Annotated in this window: 14 protein-coding genes; 6 read left to right on the forward strand and 8 right to left on the reverse strand. The window is 42.4% G+C overall.

What is annotated here, in order from left to right:
• The first annotated feature begins 182 nt into the window (after nt 1–182).
• The gene (locus tag PASHI_RS14010; RefSeq protein ID WP_062566085.1) at nt 183–1883 is read left to right on the forward strand and encodes a dipeptidyl-peptidase 3 family protein; all 1701 of its coding nucleotides are present in this window, start codon (nt 183–185) and stop codon (nt 1881–1883) included.
• Between the two features lie 72 nt (nt 1884–1955).
• Here the strand turns inward: PASHI_RS14010 and PASHI_RS14015 are convergent, their stop codons facing one another.
• A complete protein-coding gene (locus PASHI_RS14015) occupies nt 1956–2705 on the reverse strand; it encodes a substrate-binding periplasmic protein (protein WP_062566086.1) in 750 nt (249 codons plus the stop codon).
• A 63-nt stretch (nt 2706–2768) separates the two neighbouring features.
• Entirely contained in the window at nt 2769–3173 is a 405-nt protein-coding gene (locus tag PASHI_RS14020) for an HIT domain-containing protein (RefSeq protein WP_054562674.1), read from the reverse strand.
• A gap of 112 nt (nt 3174–3285) precedes the next feature.
• Here PASHI_RS14020 and PASHI_RS14025 point away from each other — a divergent pair, with 112 nt between their 5' ends.
• Nucleotides 3286–5511: a S9 family peptidase gene (locus PASHI_RS14025; protein ID WP_062566087.1), complete on the forward strand. Its 2226-nt coding sequence runs from the start codon at nt 3286–3288 to the stop codon at nt 5509–5511.
• A 149-nt stretch (nt 5512–5660) separates the two neighbouring features.
• Nucleotides 5661–7295, forward strand: a complete 1635-nt coding sequence (locus tag PASHI_RS14030; protein WP_062566088.1) for a methyl-accepting chemotaxis protein — start codon at nt 5661–5663, stop codon at nt 7293–7295.
• Nucleotides 7296–7367: 72 nt separating this feature from the next.
• Here PASHI_RS14030 and PASHI_RS14035 read toward each other — a convergent pair whose 3' ends face one another.
• From PASHI_RS14035 to PASHI_RS14050, 4 genes are all read right to left on the reverse strand, one after another.
• Nucleotides 7368–8891: a M17 family metallopeptidase gene (locus PASHI_RS14035; RefSeq protein ID WP_054552591.1), complete on the reverse strand. Its 1524-nt coding sequence runs from the start codon at nt 8889–8891 to the stop codon at nt 7368–7370.
• Nucleotides 8892–8994: 103 nt separating this feature from the next.
• Nucleotides 8995–10677 carry a carbon starvation CstA family protein gene (locus tag PASHI_RS14040; RefSeq protein ID WP_062566089.1) on the reverse strand — a complete coding sequence of 561 codons (1683 nt, stop codon included), beginning with the start codon at nt 10675–10677 and terminating at the stop codon, nt 8995–8997.
• Nucleotides 10678–10783: 106 nt separating this feature from the next.
• Nucleotides 10784–11836, reverse strand: a complete 1053-nt coding sequence (dinB, locus tag PASHI_RS14045) for a DNA polymerase IV (protein WP_062566090.1) — start codon at nt 11834–11836, stop codon at nt 10784–10786.
• Nucleotides 11837–11897: 61 nt separating this feature from the next.
• Nucleotides 11898–12104, reverse strand: coding sequence for a hypothetical protein (locus PASHI_RS14050; protein ID WP_054562678.1), 207 nt, complete (start codon nt 12102–12104; stop codon nt 11898–11900).
• Between the two features lie 153 nt (nt 12105–12257).
• Here PASHI_RS14050 and PASHI_RS14055 point away from each other — a divergent pair, with 153 nt between their 5' ends.
• The 3 genes from PASHI_RS14055 to PASHI_RS14065 all read left to right on the forward strand — a co-directional run bounded on the left by PASHI_RS14055 (nt 12258) and on the right by PASHI_RS14065 (nt 14814).
• Nucleotides 12258–12686, forward strand: a complete 429-nt coding sequence (locus tag PASHI_RS14055) for an acyl-CoA thioesterase (protein WP_054562679.1) — start codon at nt 12258–12260, stop codon at nt 12684–12686.
• Nucleotides 12687–12698: 12 nt separating this feature from the next.
• The gene (locus PASHI_RS14060) at nt 12699–13751 is read left to right on the forward strand and encodes an aldo/keto reductase (protein WP_062566091.1); all 1053 of its coding nucleotides are present in this window, start codon (nt 12699–12701) and stop codon (nt 13749–13751) included.
• A gap of 136 nt (nt 13752–13887) precedes the next feature.
• Complete coding sequence (locus PASHI_RS14065) at nt 13888–14814, forward strand: hypothetical protein (protein WP_062566092.1); 927 nt, start codon at nt 13888–13890, stop codon at nt 14812–14814.
• On the opposite strand, the gene PASHI_RS14070 is transcribed toward PASHI_RS14065, so the two are convergent.
• Both PASHI_RS14070 and PASHI_RS14075 read right to left on the reverse strand, forming a co-directional pair.
• A complete protein-coding gene (locus PASHI_RS14070) occupies nt 14765–15376 on the reverse strand; it encodes a fumarylacetoacetate hydrolase family protein (RefSeq protein WP_062566093.1) in 612 nt (203 codons plus the stop codon). The two genes, PASHI_RS14065 and PASHI_RS14070, sit on opposite strands and share 50 nt — an antisense overlap.
• Nucleotides 15377–15482: 106 nt before the next feature.
• Nucleotides 15483–17960 (reverse strand): glycoside hydrolase family 3 protein, encoded by a 2478-nt coding sequence (locus tag PASHI_RS14075; protein ID WP_425272499.1) that lies wholly within the window; start codon nt 17958–17960, stop codon nt 15483–15485.
• Between the last annotated feature and the right edge of the window lie 18 nt (nt 17961–17978).

The following is a 17978-nucleotide window of genomic DNA, read 5'->3' on the forward strand; positions in this document are numbered from 1 at the left end:
AAATCTCGCGCCGCGATTAAATCGCCCCTAGAGTGAACAAATTTTAATCCACAAAGGTCAACACGCCCTAATAAATATTGCTTCTAGTGCTGTAAACTTGCCATATATATGTCAGGTTTGCTTTAATGCATAGACTTTTTGTTTTCTAAGCAATGACTCTCACTTTTTTAACGGGCAAAAAAATGACATTAAATAAAATTAGCCAAGCACTTATCTTATCAGGTGCTGTTTTCCTTGGTGCATGTTCTGACCAGCAAGCTACCACTTCTCAAACTAAGCCTGCTGCAGAGCAAACAAAGCAAACTACTGAACAAAACAACCCACAACTTATCAATGCTGAGAAAAGCCGCTTAGACATTTACACTGACTTTACGCTTACTTCTGATCTTAGCCACTTAAGCGATAACCAGAAGCAAATGATTGGCAAGTTAATCGATGCCTCAAAAATCATGGATGAGCTATTTTGGCGCCAAGCATTTGGTGAGAGCAAAGACGCTTTCTTAGCAAAAATTAATGATGAAAAAGTTCAGAAGTTTGCAGATATTAACTACGGCCCTTGGGATCGCTTAAACGGTGACCAAGTATTCTTGTCAGGCTATGAAGAAAAGCCACTAGGCGCTGAGTTTTACCCAAGCGATATCACAAAAGAAGAATTAAACAACGCAATCGTTGATGACAAAACCGGTCTTTACTCCGTGATCAAGCGCGATGAAAAAGGCCTTCTTTATAGCGTGGCTTACTCGGTTGAGTACGCACAAGAGCTAGAAAAAGCAGCTAATTTATTACGCGAAGCAAGTAAATTGGCTGATGATAAAGAATTTGCTAACTACCTAAGCATGCGCGCAGACGCACTAGTAAGTGATGACTTCCAACCATCTGATTTTGCGTGGATGGATATGAAAAATAACCCAATTGACGTGGTTATTGGCCCTATCGAAACCTATGAAGATCAATTGTTTGGTTACCGTGCAGCGTATGAATCTTATGTATTAATTAAAGATTTAGCATGGAGCGAGCGTTTAGCTAAATTTGCCGCTTTCTTACCTGAGCTACAAAAAGGTTTACCTGTAGACGAAAAATACAAGCAAGAAGTCCCAGGCTCTGATGCTGACCTTAATGCTTATGATGTTGTTTATTACGCAGGCCACTCAAATGCAGGTAGTAAAACAATTGCTATCAACCTGCCAAATGATGAACAAGTTCAGCTAGAAAAAGGCACTCGTCGTTTACAGCTTAAAAACGCAATGCGCGCTAAATTCGATAAAATCTTAGTGCCAATTTCAGAGCAGCTAATTGTTCCTGAGCAGCGTAAACACATTACCTTTGATGCTTTCTTCGCAAACACTATGTTCCACGAAGTAGCGCACGGTTTAGGTATTAAAAACACCATTACTGGTAAAGGAACTGTTCGCCAATCATTGCAAGAGCATGCAAGTGCCCTTGAAGAAGGTAAAGCGGATATCTTAGGCCTTTACATGGTTGAGCAATTACTTAAGAAAGGCGAGATCACTGACGGTACGTTAGAAGATTACTACATCACCTTTATGGCTGGTATCTTCCGCTCAGTACGTTTTGGTGCATCAAGCGCACACGGTAAAGCGAACATGATCCGCTTTAACTTCTTCGCTGAAGAAGGTGCATTCTCTAAAAATGCTGACGGCTTATACAGCGTTAACATGGAGAAAATGAGCCAAGCAATGGAGAAACTATCTAACCTTATCCTTACTATTCAAGGCGACGGTGATTACCAAAAAGTTGATCAGCTAATCGCAACTCATGGCGACATCAAAGCTGAACTAGCTAAAGACTTAGAAAAACTAAGCCAAGCTAACATCCCTGTTGATGTTACTTTCAAACAAGGTAAAGAAGTATTAGGTCTTTAAGCCTTATTCTTCTCTAACAAAAAACGCTGCAATTGCAGCGTTTTTTGTTGCCTGAAATCGAGTAAAACACGACTAGTGTGCAACGAAGTTCAAACCATATTTGGAGTTTAGTTCTAAAATATCCCCGTTGATCAGCATTTTTTGAAACTCTGCATTAAAAGCATCAATAAATTCATCGAGTTCGCGTTGTTTACTAAAGCCATAGTAGCCCTGATTAACCGTCACCGGCGGCGATAACATAATCACTTTATCTGCTATATCTAAACTGTCGATCACAGGCTTTGCAGCCCGAGGATGGGTAAGAATTAAGTCAACTCGGTTATGCATCAATTGTAAAAAGCTAGCCCGCACATTACCCACTTCAGATAGCGATAAATTTGCCTCGTTACGCTTAAATTCAGGACCATAGTTCCAACCTCGAATTGTACCAATAATATCTTTACGAAGGCTGGCAAAGTTTCCAACCCAAGTCACATCATTGTTCTTTTTGGTATATAAAACAATCGGGTCTTCGTAAAAGGGCAAGTCACTAAATTGCATATACTGCTGACGTATAATGGACTTGTAAGGACCAATAATGGCATCAGCCTGACCTTGCTCTACCATTTTTAAAGCGCGTTTTAGTGGCATGATATCAATAACCAACTCATGCCCTAAACGTCTGCAAATTTCGTGTGCGATATCGGCACCTAAGCCGACCACTGTTCCTTGCTGATCTTGTTCTAAAATCGCTGGAAAGTGGCTACCAACAAAGTAATAGCTTTTTGCTAAACAAGAAAAAGAGCTCAGAATAAGCAACACGGCAAACACTGTGTGTTTCATTTATTCTGTACCCCTTCGCGCATCATCCATTTAGCTTAGTCCAATCTTGCTAGAACAAACAGTTTAAAAGTGCGCTTTTAATGCGGCAATTTGTTCATCGCTATAAGGCACTGCAGGTAATTTACCCCAAATTGGTGTTGGCCAAGCTGCATCAGTTGTGAAGCGCGCGATATGATGAACATGTAGTTGCGGTACCATATTCCCTAGTGCTGCTACATTGAGTTTGTCTGGGTTGAATACCTGTTGTAATAATTTACTCAGTTTGCCCGACTCTTGTAATAAGGTAATTTGTAGCTCTTCAGAAAGGTCGATTATCTCTTTAACGCCAGCGACTCTTGGCACTAAAATAAACCAAGGATATTGGCTATCATTCATCAGCAATACTTTACACAGTGGCCAATCAGCAAGCTCAATGCAATCGCGTTGTAGTTCTGGGGCCAAAGAAAACGGCGTATCAGTATTTTTCATCAGTAAATCCTTTGATATTGGGTAAACAAACCCTACTTTATAGCATTTTGTTGCAGTTGCCTAAGCTTACCATTACCATCATGGCAGTTTTTATTCGAGCGAAGGTACTCCTGTGCTAAAAAAAATTAAATCTCTCTCACTTGCTTTGCCAGTGGTGGCAACAGCATTCAGTGTGACCGCTGAACCACTCACTCTTGAACGTATTTTTGACGATCCAAGCTTAGCAGGTAAAGCGCCTGTACAACTTAAATTCTCTCCAGATGGCAGTCGTGTAACTTACCTGCAAGGTAAAACCGATGATTACAATCGCTACGACTTATGGGAATACAACTTAAAAGATAACAAAAACCGCTTATTAGTTGACTCTGCTGCACTATTTTCTGGTCCAGAAAACTTATCTGATGAAGAAAAAGCACGCCGTGAGCGCCAACGTATTTTTGGTAAAGGGATCTTAGAATATAAATGGTCAAAAGACGGTAAAGCGCTTTTATTCCCGCTTAATGGCGACCTTTACTATTATGAGCTTACCTCAGCTAAAAGCCGTAAACTAACCGACACTGAAGCATTTGAAACCGATGCACGTTTCTCACCTAAAGGCCATTATGTGTCGTTTATTCGTGAGCAAAACCTCTACGCACTTAACTTAAAAACGGGTCAAGAAATCCAATTAAGTAAAGATGGCGGCGGCGTTATTAAAAACGGTATGGCCGAGTTTGTTGCGCAAGAAGAAATGGGTCGAATGACTGGCTACTGGTGGTCTGGTGATGAGTCTAAAATCGCTTATACCCGTGTTGATGAAAGCCCAGTAAAAGAAGCGATCCGTAATGAAATTTACGCCGATGAAGTAAAGCTATTTAATCAACGCTACCCGTTTACAGGTACCGACAACGTTAAAATTCAGTTAGGTGTTGTAAGCATCAACAATCAAAAAACTGACTGGGTTGATTTAGGCGACGATCAAGATATTTATATCGCTCGCGCAAAATGGTTAAAAGATAACAAAACGCTTTCATATCAGTGGCAAGACCGCTCGCAACATAACTTAGAGTTACGTTTTTATAATAGCGACACTAAAAAACAAACCGTTGCCCTAACAGAAACCAGTGATACTTGGATTAACCTGCACTTTGATTTGCAGTTCTTAAACGATAAGAAACATTTCGTTTGGGCATCTGAGCGCGACGGTTTTAAACACCTTTATTTATACCGCACAAACGGTGAAATGATCCGTCAAATCACCCAAGGTGAATGGGTTGTTGATAGCTTAAAAGGTATCGATGAGAAAAAAGGCATCGTTTATTTTGCAGGTCGCAAAGATACAGCACTTGAGAGCCACCTTTACAGCGTACCGCTATTCAAAAAAGGCGAAATTAAACGCGTAACTGAGCTAGGTGCTTACCATAATGTGGTAATTGCTAAAGACAACAAAACCTTTATCGATAACAGCTCTTCAGTGAATAAGCCTGGCTCTGCGGCATTACGTAAAATTAATGGCGAATTTATCACTTGGCTTGAAGAAAACAAGTTAGATAAGTCACACCCATTAACGCCTTACCTAGCTGATTTGATCACGCCTGAATACGGCACGTTAAAGGCTGAAGACGGACAAATCATGCATTACCGTTTATTCAAGCCAACTAATTACCAAGATGGTAAAAAGCACCCAGTTATTGTTAACGTGTATGGCGGCCCTCATGCTCAGCGCGTAACGAACAGCTGGCGTAGTAAAAACTTATACTTCCAGTACATGGCACAACAAGGCTATGTTATTTTCCAACTTGATAACCGTGGTTCATACAACCGTGGTAAAAAGTTTGAAGACGTGATTTATAAGCACTTAGGTGTGGCTGAAGTGGCAGACCAAATCAAAGGTGTCGAGTTCTTACGTACCCTTGATTACGTTGACCCTGAACGTATTGGTATTTATGGCCACAGCTACGGTGGTTATATGGCGCTTATGACTATGTTTAAAGCGGGCGACTACTTCAAAGCCGGTGTTTCTGGTGCGCCAGTAACTGATTGGGCACTTTACGACACTCACTACACTGAACGTTATGTAGGTCACCCTGCAACTAACGCGAAAGGTTACGAAGCAAGTGCAGTTTTCCCATATGCCGAAGGCTTAAAAGGCCCACTGATGATTTACCACGGTATGGCAGATGATAACGTGTTATTCACTCACGCCACTAAGTTATTCAAACAACTGCAAGATCAAGAAAAGCAGTTCGAAATGATGACTTACCCGGGTTCAAAACACAGTTTACGTGGCAAGAGCGTACAAACGCACCTACACCAAACCATCACAAGTTTCTTCAACCGACACTTTAACGTGGAGTAATCACGTTTAATTTCGGTAACTTAGACTAAAGGCTGATTGTTAAATCAGCCTTTTTTTTGTCTCAATGTATTCTACTATTTAACTAGATTTTCGACCTATTTTAGCTACGCTTAATACATTGCTCCTATGAGCATGACGAAGGAATACACATGAATTTACGCCGTTTTACAATTTTTCAGCGCCTCGCCATGTTAGTGAGTGTGGTCGTGATAGGGCTGATATTTTTAAGCGTCTCGAGTTTAACGCAGCAATACAGCTCGCTAAAGCAAGAGCAATACATTAAGACCCAAAACCTTGTTGAGTCTGCTTACTCTATTATTGAGCATAATTATGCGTTGTTTAAGCAAGGTAAGCTGAGTGAGCAACAAGCCAAACAAGCAGCCCTCGAAACAATTTCTGCACTACGTTATGACAACAGCAATTACTTTTGGATCAACGACTATCAACCCGTGATGGTCATGCACCCATTTAAGCCCGAATTAAATGGTAAATCTCTAGCGGGCAGTAAAGATCCAGATGGCGTGTTGTTATTTGTCGATATGGTCAATATCGTCAAAAAACAAGGTGAAGGTTTTATTCCCTACAAGTGGCCAAAGCCAGGTAAAGATAAGCCGGTTGATAAAATTGCCTACGTAAAAGGCTTTGATAAATGGCAATGGATTGTAGGCTCTGGTGTCTATATTGATACTATTGAAGAGGCATTCTCTTCGCTACGTAACCATGTAATTATTACCGCAGTTGTGATTATTGCCCTACTGGTTGCGCTAAGCTACCTAATTGCTAATAGCATTCTTCGCCCGACCCAACTTGCCGCAAACATGATGAAAGACATCTCACAAGGCGAAGGCGATTTGACCCAAAAGCTTGATGAAAATGGCAATGATGAAGTATCTCGTCTATCGCGCTATTTTAATTTGTACACCGCAAAAATGCGTGAGTCACTGAAACATGTTGCCCACAATGCCGAGCAAGTAAACCAGTTTGCCCATAGCGTTGATGATGCCAGTAAAACAAATCACTCTTTTATTGAATTACAAAACGACAGCTCAACACAAGTAGCAACCGCGATGGAACAAATGACCCATCAAATTCACGATGTCAGTCAAAATGCCGACCAAGCTGAGCATGCCGCTAATGAAGCAGCGCAAAATGCTGAAGCGGGCAAGCAGGTTCTTAACAAGACTATCACCGCCATTGAGACCCTGTCGCATAATATTGAACAAGTGAGTAAGGTAACGGCGGATCTTGCTGCAGAGAGTAACAACATTGGCTCAGTACTGGATGTTATCCGTAGCATAGCTGAGCAGACCAACTTACTGGCTCTCAATGCTGCCATTGAAGCGGCCCGTGCTGGTGAGCAAGGTCGAGGCTTTGCCGTTGTCGCTGACGAAGTGCGTACATTAGCAAGTCGTACAGGTAAAAGTACCGACGAAATTCAAGCTATGATCAGTAAACTACAAACAGGCGCACAAGCTGCTGTTGATGCTGTATCAGCAAGCCAACAGCTATCGACCGAAACGGTTTCACAAGCGGGCGAAGCAAATAGTTCATTGAGTGAGATTGAGCGACTTGTCTCTATTATTAAAGATATGAACAGCCAAATCGCCCGTGCTACCGAGCAACAAACCAGCGCCGCAGATGAGGTTAATTTACGGATTAATGAGCTTTCACAATCAACCGAACAATCACTGTCGAATACCGAAGGACTTTCGAACGCCAGTGAAAACTTAAAGCAAAGCTCACAAGCGTTAAGTGATGTGGTTAACCGCTTCAAGCTCGACTAACACCACAAAAAAAGCCCCACACTGCTGTGCGGGGCTTTTCAAACTTAAAACTTATAGATTTTAGCTTTTAGCTTATAAACAATAACGAGCGAATAAGCTGCTTACTGTTGCTGCGGTAGGCTTACCATGTTGCCAATCACCGCCTTCTACACCGCTACCTGCGATGTCCATATGAACATACGGTAATGGTTGCGCTGATTCAGTGCCATGTTTATCTAAACCACCAACAATCGCTAAGAATGCCATTGGGAACTGGTGACCACGAGCTGTCACTGCAGAAGCGGCATTGTTACTTGATAATACATCGTCAGCTAACGTGCGAGGACGAATAAAGTCATAATCTTCACGGCGGCTACGAGATACTTCGGCGCCATCTGCCCATAAATCGCCTAAGTCAGCAATTTGGCGCGAAATTTTCGCTGCGCGAGCTGGACCATTTTCAACATATGCGCTGTAAGGACCCATAGCACGTGCTGCGTGGCCTGTTAGTGTTGCAACAGTGAATAGCTCTGGATTTACTTCGTTTAAAGCACGATCTTTCATTTCGCTTAGTAAGTCACCCATTGCTAAACGGCCTTCAGCATCTGTGTTACCGATACGAACACGAACGCCTTCACGGCTGGTAATGATTTCGTCAGGAACAAAACAATCAGAACCAATTGAGTTACGAACTACGGCTAAATAAGCAATCACTTTTACGCCTTTTGGTGCAAAGTCAGCCACTGATTTCATAAAGCCAGCAACCGAAGCTGCACCGCCTTTATCACGGCTCATACCAGCCATAAAGCCACCCACTTTAAGGTCAGCACCACCGGTATCGTAAACTAAACCTTTACCAACAAACATTAAGGTACGCTCAACGTCGCCTTCAGGCACGTATTCTAGTTTTACAACACGTGGGTGATGACGCTCAACAGCGTAAGATGCGCGCGCTACAGTGCTCATCATTGGGTAATCTTTATCGATAGTGTTGATATCTGAAATCACTTCAACAGACACCTTACTACCAGCAAATAACTCAACGCAGTAGTCTGCAAAACGAGGTGGTGCCATACGCTCAGGCTCGGTACCACATAAATCACGTGCAGCGTATTGACCCGCAGCAATAGCATTAAGCGCTTTGCTCATTGCCTCATCTGCACCCACTAGGCTAATTTGGCTAATTGGTTCAATCGCTTGGCCGTGGAACTCACGTGCCTCAAGTGGTTGCCAAAGCGCTTGGCAAGCACCTAAATAAGCCACTTCAAGGGCATGCTTGTAACGGCTATCTTGATTTACGTTAGCAAGTAAAATTGCAGGCTGAGTGCTACCCGATGCTTTCGCCTCTAGTACACCTTGCTTCGCTGCATCAAAGTAACGACGTACATCATCATAATCACGATTTAGAGGGCCTGTAGGCGCTAAGATAACGCGTTTAGAGTCAATAACAAGTAATGTCACTTGTTTGCCAATACGTGCGTCTACAGCTTGTTGAGCGCTAATAGCTTGGCTTAAGCTTGCGTCTGCTAAAGAAGAAAAATCATCACCGATAATAATCAATGCATCGTGATTTGCATCCGCTAATTGCGGGGCTGCAACTGCATGAGGGTATGCCATAAAAAAGGTCCTGCTGTTAGAAACATAGGACCTTATTATCATTGATTTAGAGCGCTATTGCCAGCCAAGTAAGGCAACTTACGATATGGCTGGCAAGCTAAGTTTACTGCTCTGTAATGTCTGCTGAGTCTTTACGATGCTTAACAATCACAGACCAAGCTTCAAGCATAACCAGTACGCTCACAACCAGTACTAACAAATCAAGTGTCACCAGTAACCAGTTACCTTGTTGATAGTACTCGCCCAGTTTAATAACCCCAGCAAAGAACGCCATAACTAATACAAAACTCATTGGGATCAAGGTGTATTTAGCCGGGCGATTCGCTTTAATAAGCATTACCGAGATAACCAGTAGGGTTAAGCTTGCTAAGATTTGGTTAGTCGAACCGAATAATGGCCAAATGATCATACCGCCACTACCGTCAGCGCCACCAGCACCAAAGGCAAGCAGTAAACAGCTAAGTACTGCAATAAGTGTAGCTACAATACCATTACGAATGATGCTGATATTATAAATATCACCCCACTCTTGAATGATATAACGCTGCAGGCGCACGCCAGAGTCCATCGTAGTCCCCGCAAACAGTACCACCATTACAGCAAGTAAGGTTGATGCCACCTCTTGCGAGATACCCCAACCACTTTCAATTAAGTTTGCGCCACCATTAATAAAGGCACTCACACTACCGGCGCCTAAGTGACTGTAAATTTCGTGCCATTCTTCAGGTGATACTGCAAGTGCAACACCACTTACTGCAACTAGTGTAATAAGCGCAAGCATACCTTCACCTACCGCACCTAAGTAACCCACAAAGCGACCATCAGTTTCTTTGTTCAACTGCTTAGAGCTGGTACCTGAAGACACAATACCGTGGAAACCCGATACCGCACCACAGGCTATGGTCACAAATAGCAATGGAATAATACTTGGTGTATCTACCGCAGTTTGAGTATTAAACGCAGGCGCTGTGATATCCGGCATTGACACAAAAACCGCACCATATAGTAATACTAAACCAACCAATAACTGCATACCGTTGATGAAGTCGCGTGGTTGTAAAAGCATCCATACTGGCAATAATGAAGCAATGGCTGCATAGATAAATAAGATGATGATCCAGTTCGCATTCGCACTTAAGCCAAACATTTCATCAGGTAATGAAATCGGCATACCACTACCAAGGTAAATAGTGTAATAAAGAATTCCCACACCAATTAAACAAAGCGGAATTAACGACACTTTACGGCGTAGTAACTGGCCAATAACTAAGGCCACGACAATCGCTGACCAAGCAGGGAATACCGCGTTAGGTTGCGATACAAATGACTTGGCAATCACCACACCAAATACCGCATTCACCATCAGTAGTACTAAGAACACCACAATCATAAATAATGCACGGGTGCGTTTACCAATTACGCTTTCAGACAAAGCGCCCATTGATTTGCCTTTGTTACGCGCACTGGCCCATAGAGCGCCCATGTCGTGAACACCAGCAAAAAAGATAGTACCAAATACCACCCATAGTACCGCAGGCACCCAGCCCCAATATACGGCAATCGCAGGGCCAACAATTGGCGCTGCACCTGCAACAGAGGTGAAATGGTGACCCCATAACACAACTTTGTTGGTTGGCACATAATCCACACCATCCTCAAGTTCATGAGCAGGTGTGACAAAATTATCATCCATTTTAAATATTTTTTCGGCGATGAATTTCGAATAAAAGAACCATCCGAACAACATACCGACTATTCCGAGCAGCACGATTACGACCGATTGCATAGTCATCTCTCTTATTAAGTTATAATGTTGTCTAAGGTGTTGAACTAGGCAGGCCTAGCACCCCAACTAGACACTAACAAACTTTCAAGCACCAAGGTGTTAACCTTTAGTCTAATATATTCAGCTGAAAATGCTCGTGAGCTTGACTCTTTATTCCGACACCTATCCCTAACAGGCGTACTGGCTGGTTGTTACCTCGCTCATAGGCTTTACTCATTAACTCAGTAAAAATGCGTTCGTCTAATTGATGGTGGCTTTGATCGGCACTGGTCACGACAAAATTGGCAAACTTGACCTTCACAGATAACTTATTGATGCGGTTGTTTAATTGCTGTTTATCAAGACGGCGAGATAATTCATCCATCAAGCGGGGTAACTGGCTTAAACACTCATCTAAATTATTTTTGTTGTATTCATAGGTGTGCTCAACACTGAGCGACTTTCGTACTCGCTCAGTTGACACTTTGCCAACGTACTCGCCTGCACACTTTTGATATAAAGACACGCCAAAATTACCAATATGCTGCTGCATCCAATTAACCCCTTTCGCACGCACATCAGCCCCAGTGTAAAGCCCTTTAAGTTGCAGCTTTTCTAATGTCACCTTGCCAACGCCAGGGATTTTGCCAAGCGGTAAACTCGCCAAAAAGTCATCAACTTGATCGGGCAATACCACAAACTGACCATTAGGCTTGTTTTCATCGCTGGCAATTTTGGCAATAAACTTAATTGGCGCGACGCCTGCTGAGGCTGTTAGTCCGGTGGTGTCATAGATTTCTTGGCGGATTTGCTGTGCCATGAGTGTTGCACTGCCTTTGCACGCAGTACTGTCGGTTACATCAAGGTAGGCTTCATCTAACGATAACGGCTCAATAAGGTCTGTGTACTTTGCAAAAATGGCGCGAATTTGCGTGGAGATTTCTTTATAAACCTGCATTCGTCCGGGAACGATAACCAGATCGGGGCACAGTTGTTTGGCGTGATAGTTCGACATCGCCGAGCGCACACCATATTTACGGGCAATATAATTAGCAGTTGAAAGCACCCCGCGACGACTATTACCACCTATAGCCAGTGGCACATTGGCAAGCGCGGGGTTATCACGCATCTCAACGGCTGCATAAAAGCAGTCCATATCGATGTGAATGAATTTTTTCATCAGGAATACAACAACTGTTTATATATACAGTTATTATATTTAAACTTCCTGAGAGTGCAAGCTAAGAGGTTTGGCTTGTTTGTTGGTTTGGTTTTTTTCGGCTAATAAGCCGTGAACCAAATAACCAAAACGCGGCTTCTAATAACAAGCCCACGACAATTAAAGCGATAAATCCTGACATTGTGCCCATGCTATAACAGAGCAAAGCTAGAGCTAGCAAGATGAAAAGTGCAATCCACTTTATCACCCTCAAGGTTAGTTGCTGCATAATTAAGGTCCTTTAATGTGTGTTCATTTTGCTCACACTTTACGTAAGCGTGAACTTATAAATCTAGCACAATCTACTGAGCTTTCTAATTTCCTTGAGCTAAAAGCAGCATATTGCTAACCTAAGATTTCTCACAATCAACGAAGATTTACTATGCAATCGTTTATAGAACAACACCCTATCAGAACAAAAATTAATGTTGCATGGGGCGAAATGGATGCCCTGCAGCACGTCAATAATGTGGTGTATTTTCGCTACTTTGAAACAGCCCGTATCGATTTTTTTACTCAACTGGGTTTTCTTAAAGATTTACAAGTAACAGGTGTTGGTCCGGTGATCAGCGAAAACAACGCCCGCTATAAACGCCCTGTGACATTTCCTGATACTGTGCATGTTGGTGTAAAGATTAGTGACATTGAACAAGATCGTTTTATGATGCATTACACTGTATTTAGTGAAAGCCAAGACGCAGTAACAACCATTGGCTCATCACAAGTGGTTATGTTTAATTTTAAAACGGGTAAAAAAGCGCAGTTAAATGATGAGTTATTAACTGCACTTAGAGCCCATTCTAGCGATTAACAAGGATCTATTATGCTTTATAGCCCACTTGGTCGAAGTGGTATTGATGTATCTCGTGTTTGCTTAGGTAGCATGACATGGGGTATGCAAAACAACCAAGCCGATGCCGATGAACAAATCGCCTATGCATTAGATAAAGGCGTTAACTTTATTGATACCGCCGAAATGTATGCCGTACCACCTTCTCCAGACACCTACGGTAAGACAGAAGAGATCATCGGTAATTGGTTAGCGCGTAATAAAGACAAACGCGATGAGCTTGTCATTGCCACTAAAATAGCGGGTAACGGCTTACCTTGGGTACGCGATGCAGGCGATATTACTCGCCAAGCAGTGGTTGAAGCCGTTGATGCATCTCTTAAGCGCTTACAAACTGATGTTATCGATTTATACCAATTACATTGGCCTAACCGTACATCACCGCACTTTGGTAAACAATGGCCAGGTAAAGTGTGCTTCTCAGAGGCTGACACTGAGCAAAATATCGCGGGTATGTTAGATATTCTTGAAGGTCTGAATGACTGTATCAAGGCTGGTAAAATTAAGCACTGTGGTTTATCAGACGATACTCCTTGGGGCATTAGCCAGTACTTGCGTTTAAGTGAACAGCATAACCTTCCACGTATGGTATCGATTCAAAACGAATTTAGTTTATTGCACGCCAAAGATTGGCCGTATTTGATTGAACAATGTATTCATGAAGATATTGCTTACCTACCTTGGTCACCCCTAGGTGGCGGCATGCTAAGTGGTAAGTACTTAAATGGTGCTCGCCCTGAAGGTAGTCGTTGGACCCTAGTGCAACGTAATGGCCTATTTAGAGACACAGCACAATCACGGGCTGCGATTGCTGAATATGTTGAAATTGCTAACGCCTTTAATTTAACACCTTCACAACTTGCATTGGCTTGGTGTGATCAAGTGGATGGCGTAAGCTCAACAATTATAGGGGCAACCTCAATGGCGCAGTTAAAAGAAAATATCGATGCTTTCTCGGTGCAATTAAGCGATGAAGCTAACGATAAAATCGCTGATGTATTTACCCGCTATCCTATGCCTTTCTAAGCAATTATGTGCATTATTATAAGCCTGTGATCTGACAGGCTTATTAATACTTATTCATCATTTTTATACTCAACCTACAATTTTACCCATACTTTAGTGTATAGTTATTCATAGCATTTCACTATGTAGGTTGTTAATGAGTAAATACATAAAACAAGTAGTATGCGTAGTTGCAGGGATTTTACTTGCTCCCATTACTCATGCCTCCGACAAGCTCTCTATTACCTGGCTTGAAACTGATAACAAACCTTTTTTTCTTGATAAATCAGAGCAATATCCTTTTGGTGGCTTATGTAACAATATAACCGACCAGCTGATTGAAGCGATGCCAAACTTTAAGCACCAAAAATCACTATTACCACCAAAACGTTTGAGCAAATATCTCGACGAAGGACATCTTGCCTGCTATGCCTGCATGATCCATCGTGATAAAAAAACCAACCGTGCTACTTACTCAATCCCAACCACAGTGTACCCACCCTTTAGCGTATTAAGTACCAAAGAAAAAGCACTAAAAATTAAGCAAAAACACGGTAACCCAGTGTCATTAATCTCATTATTGACTGATGCAAATTTTATGTTTGGGCAAAATGATGCGCGAAAGTTTGGCAGTAAGCTTGATACTATAGCTAAAAATACCAAGCTTTATGAAAGTGCAGCATTAAGTGGCACTGGCAGCCATGCAAACCAAGCGCTACTATCGCAGTTAGAACATGGCTACATTGATTACACCATTGATTACCCATTTGTTGCTGATTATTACAATCAACAAAACCAACAGAATATTCAAAAACTCAACATTGTTAATCCGGCTCAGAATGTGGTTTTTGGCGCCATTGGTTGCTCAACGAATGCACCTAATAATTATGCCGAAAAAGTGCTTACAGAAATTAATGAGGCACTGAAAAACAAGGTACTACCAAGTGAGAGATATCAGCAAAGCCAACGAGTTTGGCTCGAACAAAGCTTTCCTGAGTTTTCAACTTATTATCAGCGCTACATTTTAGAGCTGCTTAAAGAGCCTGCCACTGATGAGTTAACAACACCTGCTGACCATCCATAAGAGTTACAGTAAAGGTTGAATTAGCGACAACCTTCCCTACTCCTTCAGGCGTGCCAGTCATAATGATATCGCCATCTTCTAGGTCCATAAATTCACTGATTTCAGCTAAGATTTGCTCAGTGTTATGCAGCATTAACTTTGTATCGCCTAGTTGAGTGTCTTTACCATCAATCTTTAGACTAAATTGATAGTGTAAGTTGGAATTAACGGCAACAAATTCAGTAAAAAGCGCAGAACCATTAAATGCTTTTGCGCGCTCCCAAGGTAGGCCTTTTTCTTTAAGCGTGCTTTGTAGGCCTCGCTTGGTTAAATCAAGCCCAAGCCCAACCGCAGCTAGTTGCTTGTTTTTAACTAAAAAACAAAGCTCTGTTTCGTAATGTAAAGTCTCACCTAAGTGTTCACTATTGAGGGAATCGGTGATAGAACTATTTGGTTTTGCAAACAGCACCATATTTGTAGGCGTTTCGTTATTTAGCTCTGCAATATGCGCTGCATAATTACGGCCAACACAAATGATTTTACTAGGTAAAAACGTTTTATCTGCAAATCTAACCTTATGCATTATTCCTCCGTTAAGTAATTTATTCCAAATAATGGCCTTTACATAAAAAAGGCTAACAGATGCGACAGCACCTGTTAGCCATGAGGAACATTAAGGGAGAAAAAAGTTAGTTGCAAGGAATAGCAGTATCGTTTTTCTTCGAGGTTGTCACATTCAATTTAGCAATCGATACCTGCCATGCACCTTCAGTGGCTAGCTGCCAAGGTGAGAACACTTGTCCAAGTTGCACACCTTGCTCAGCAAAGCAGCTCAAATCGATTGTCAGGGTTTGCCAATCACTTGCTGCTTTAACCTGTTTGCTAATATCAAATTGGCCGTCACAGTTTTCACCGCATTGCATACCCAGCATTAACGGCGCATCAGCAACTTGGTCTACCTTAATTTGCATTTCTAACTGCCCCGCTTTTTCAACGTATGAACGAAGATCCGACGGGAACGCCGCCATTAAACGAACCGCAGCCGCTTCTTTACCATTAAAGCTGATTGCGCGCGCATCTTCTTGTACGTCTTTATCAAAGGTTTTTACGCTAACAGCGTTAAGTGCTGCACGACTACTAGTCATGGCTTGGAGCTCAGAACCACTTTGCAACTGTAGTGACCATGGTGCTTTTACGGCACGCTCAAATAGTACTAAGTCTTCTAATTTAGCGGCAACTTGTGATTTTTCGCTTAAGTCATCTGCTAATGTATTTTTATCTTGGTAAGTTAAACCAAAGCCGTAAGGCAATAGTGGCGCGTAATCTTTATCACCACGGTTTTGGTTACCTACCGGGTTATTTGGCCATGAGAACGATAACTTACCTTTAAAGTCATGATTGATAGAGCCATCTTGCTTTTTAAAGATAACATCGCTGATTGCATCACCTTCACTACCTGGTAACCAAGTTGCGACAAACGCATCACTGGCATTGAGCTCTGCATTCACCCACATTGGGCGGCCACTAATAAATAGCGACACCACAGGAATACCGGCATCTTTTAGCTTTTTAAGTAGGGCTAAATCAGTTTTATTACCGCGTTGGTATTCAAGGTTATCTAAATCACCATTACCTTCTGCATACGGTTGTTCACCAAATACCACAATCGCAACATCTGGCTTAGCTTCAAATTCGCCATTTACATTGTATTGAACCTGACCACCGGCCTGCTCAACTGTATTTTTGATCCCATCAAAAATTGAAGAGCCACCCGGGAAGTCACTATTTTCATTACCTGTGCCTTGCCATGTGATTGTCCAACCACCTGACTGCATACCAATGTTATCAGCGCCCTGACCGGCAACTAATACGTTTGAATTTGCTGATAGCGGTAACAACTGTTGTTTATTTTTCAGAAGAACCAATGATTCACGTACCGCTTGTTTTGCAACTGCGCGATGTTCTGCACTACCAATGATTTCTGTTTTACCTGAAAGCGGACGCTTAGCAGGGCTTGGCTTATCAAACAAACCTGCGCGCATTTTTACACGTAAGATACGTGTTACTGCATCATCAATGCGGCTTTGCGCAATTTCACCACTTTTAACTTGCTTAATAAGGTTTTCGTAAAGTGGTTTCCATGCATCTGTTGGCACCATGTACACATCAAGACCGGCATTTGCTGCTTGCGCGCAGTTGCCATTAGTACAACCCGGAATTTGACCATGGCCGTTCCAGTCACCAACAACAAAACCATCAAAGCCCATTTTGCCTTTTAGTACGTCAGTAAGTAGGTATTTGCTACCGTGAATTTTTTCACCATTCCAGCTATTAAATGACGCCATTACAGTTTGTGCGCCAGCACCTAAGCCGCCCACATACCCTTGCGCATGAATATCAAATAACTCTTGCTCAGATGCTGTGTTATTACCTTGGTCATCACCGCCTTCTGTGCCGCCATCACCTAAAAAGTGTTTAACGGTACTTATCACGCGCTTATCAGATAAAAAGTCGTCATCAACCGCACCTTGCAACCCTTTAACAATGGCTGCTGAATATGCTTTTACAATTTCAGGGTCTTCAGAGTAACCTTCATAAGTACGACCCCAGCGGTCGTCACGAACAACTGCGACTGTTGGCGCGAATACCCAATCGATGCCGGTTACCATCACTTCTTGCGCGGTAGCGGCTGCAATTTTTTCGATTAGCTCAGGGTTGTTTGTTGCACCTAAACCAATGTTATGAGGGAATAGTGTCGCACCAATAACGTTATTGTGACCATGCACAGCATCGGTGCCCCACATAGTCGGAATTGAGCTGCCATCAAGCGAGTCATCAATTGAGGCTTGATACATTTTTTCAGCAAGATCAATCCAATCTGCAGCACTAGCATGTTTATCATTATTAGGGAATGCGCCACCGCCATTAAGGTAAGAACCAAAGCCGTATTTACGCATATCTTCAACGGTAATATCGCGAATTTCTGGTTGGATCATTTGCGCAATTTTTTGCTCAAGGGTCATATTTGCCAGCATTTTCGCAATTTTTGCTTCCATTTCTGGATTTGCAGCAATGCCCGTTTCGATGTTTGGCCAAATTTCTTGCTCAGCGCTCACGTTTGCCACCTTATCTTGCCCAGTGCAAGCTGTCATGCTGGCGCCTGCCATCATTAACGAGAAGAGTGT

The organism is Pseudoalteromonas shioyasakiensis, assembly GCF_001550135.1.
In the GTDB taxonomy this organism is placed as follows: domain Bacteria; phylum Pseudomonadota; class Gammaproteobacteria; order Enterobacterales; family Alteromonadaceae; genus Pseudoalteromonas; species Pseudoalteromonas shioyasakiensis.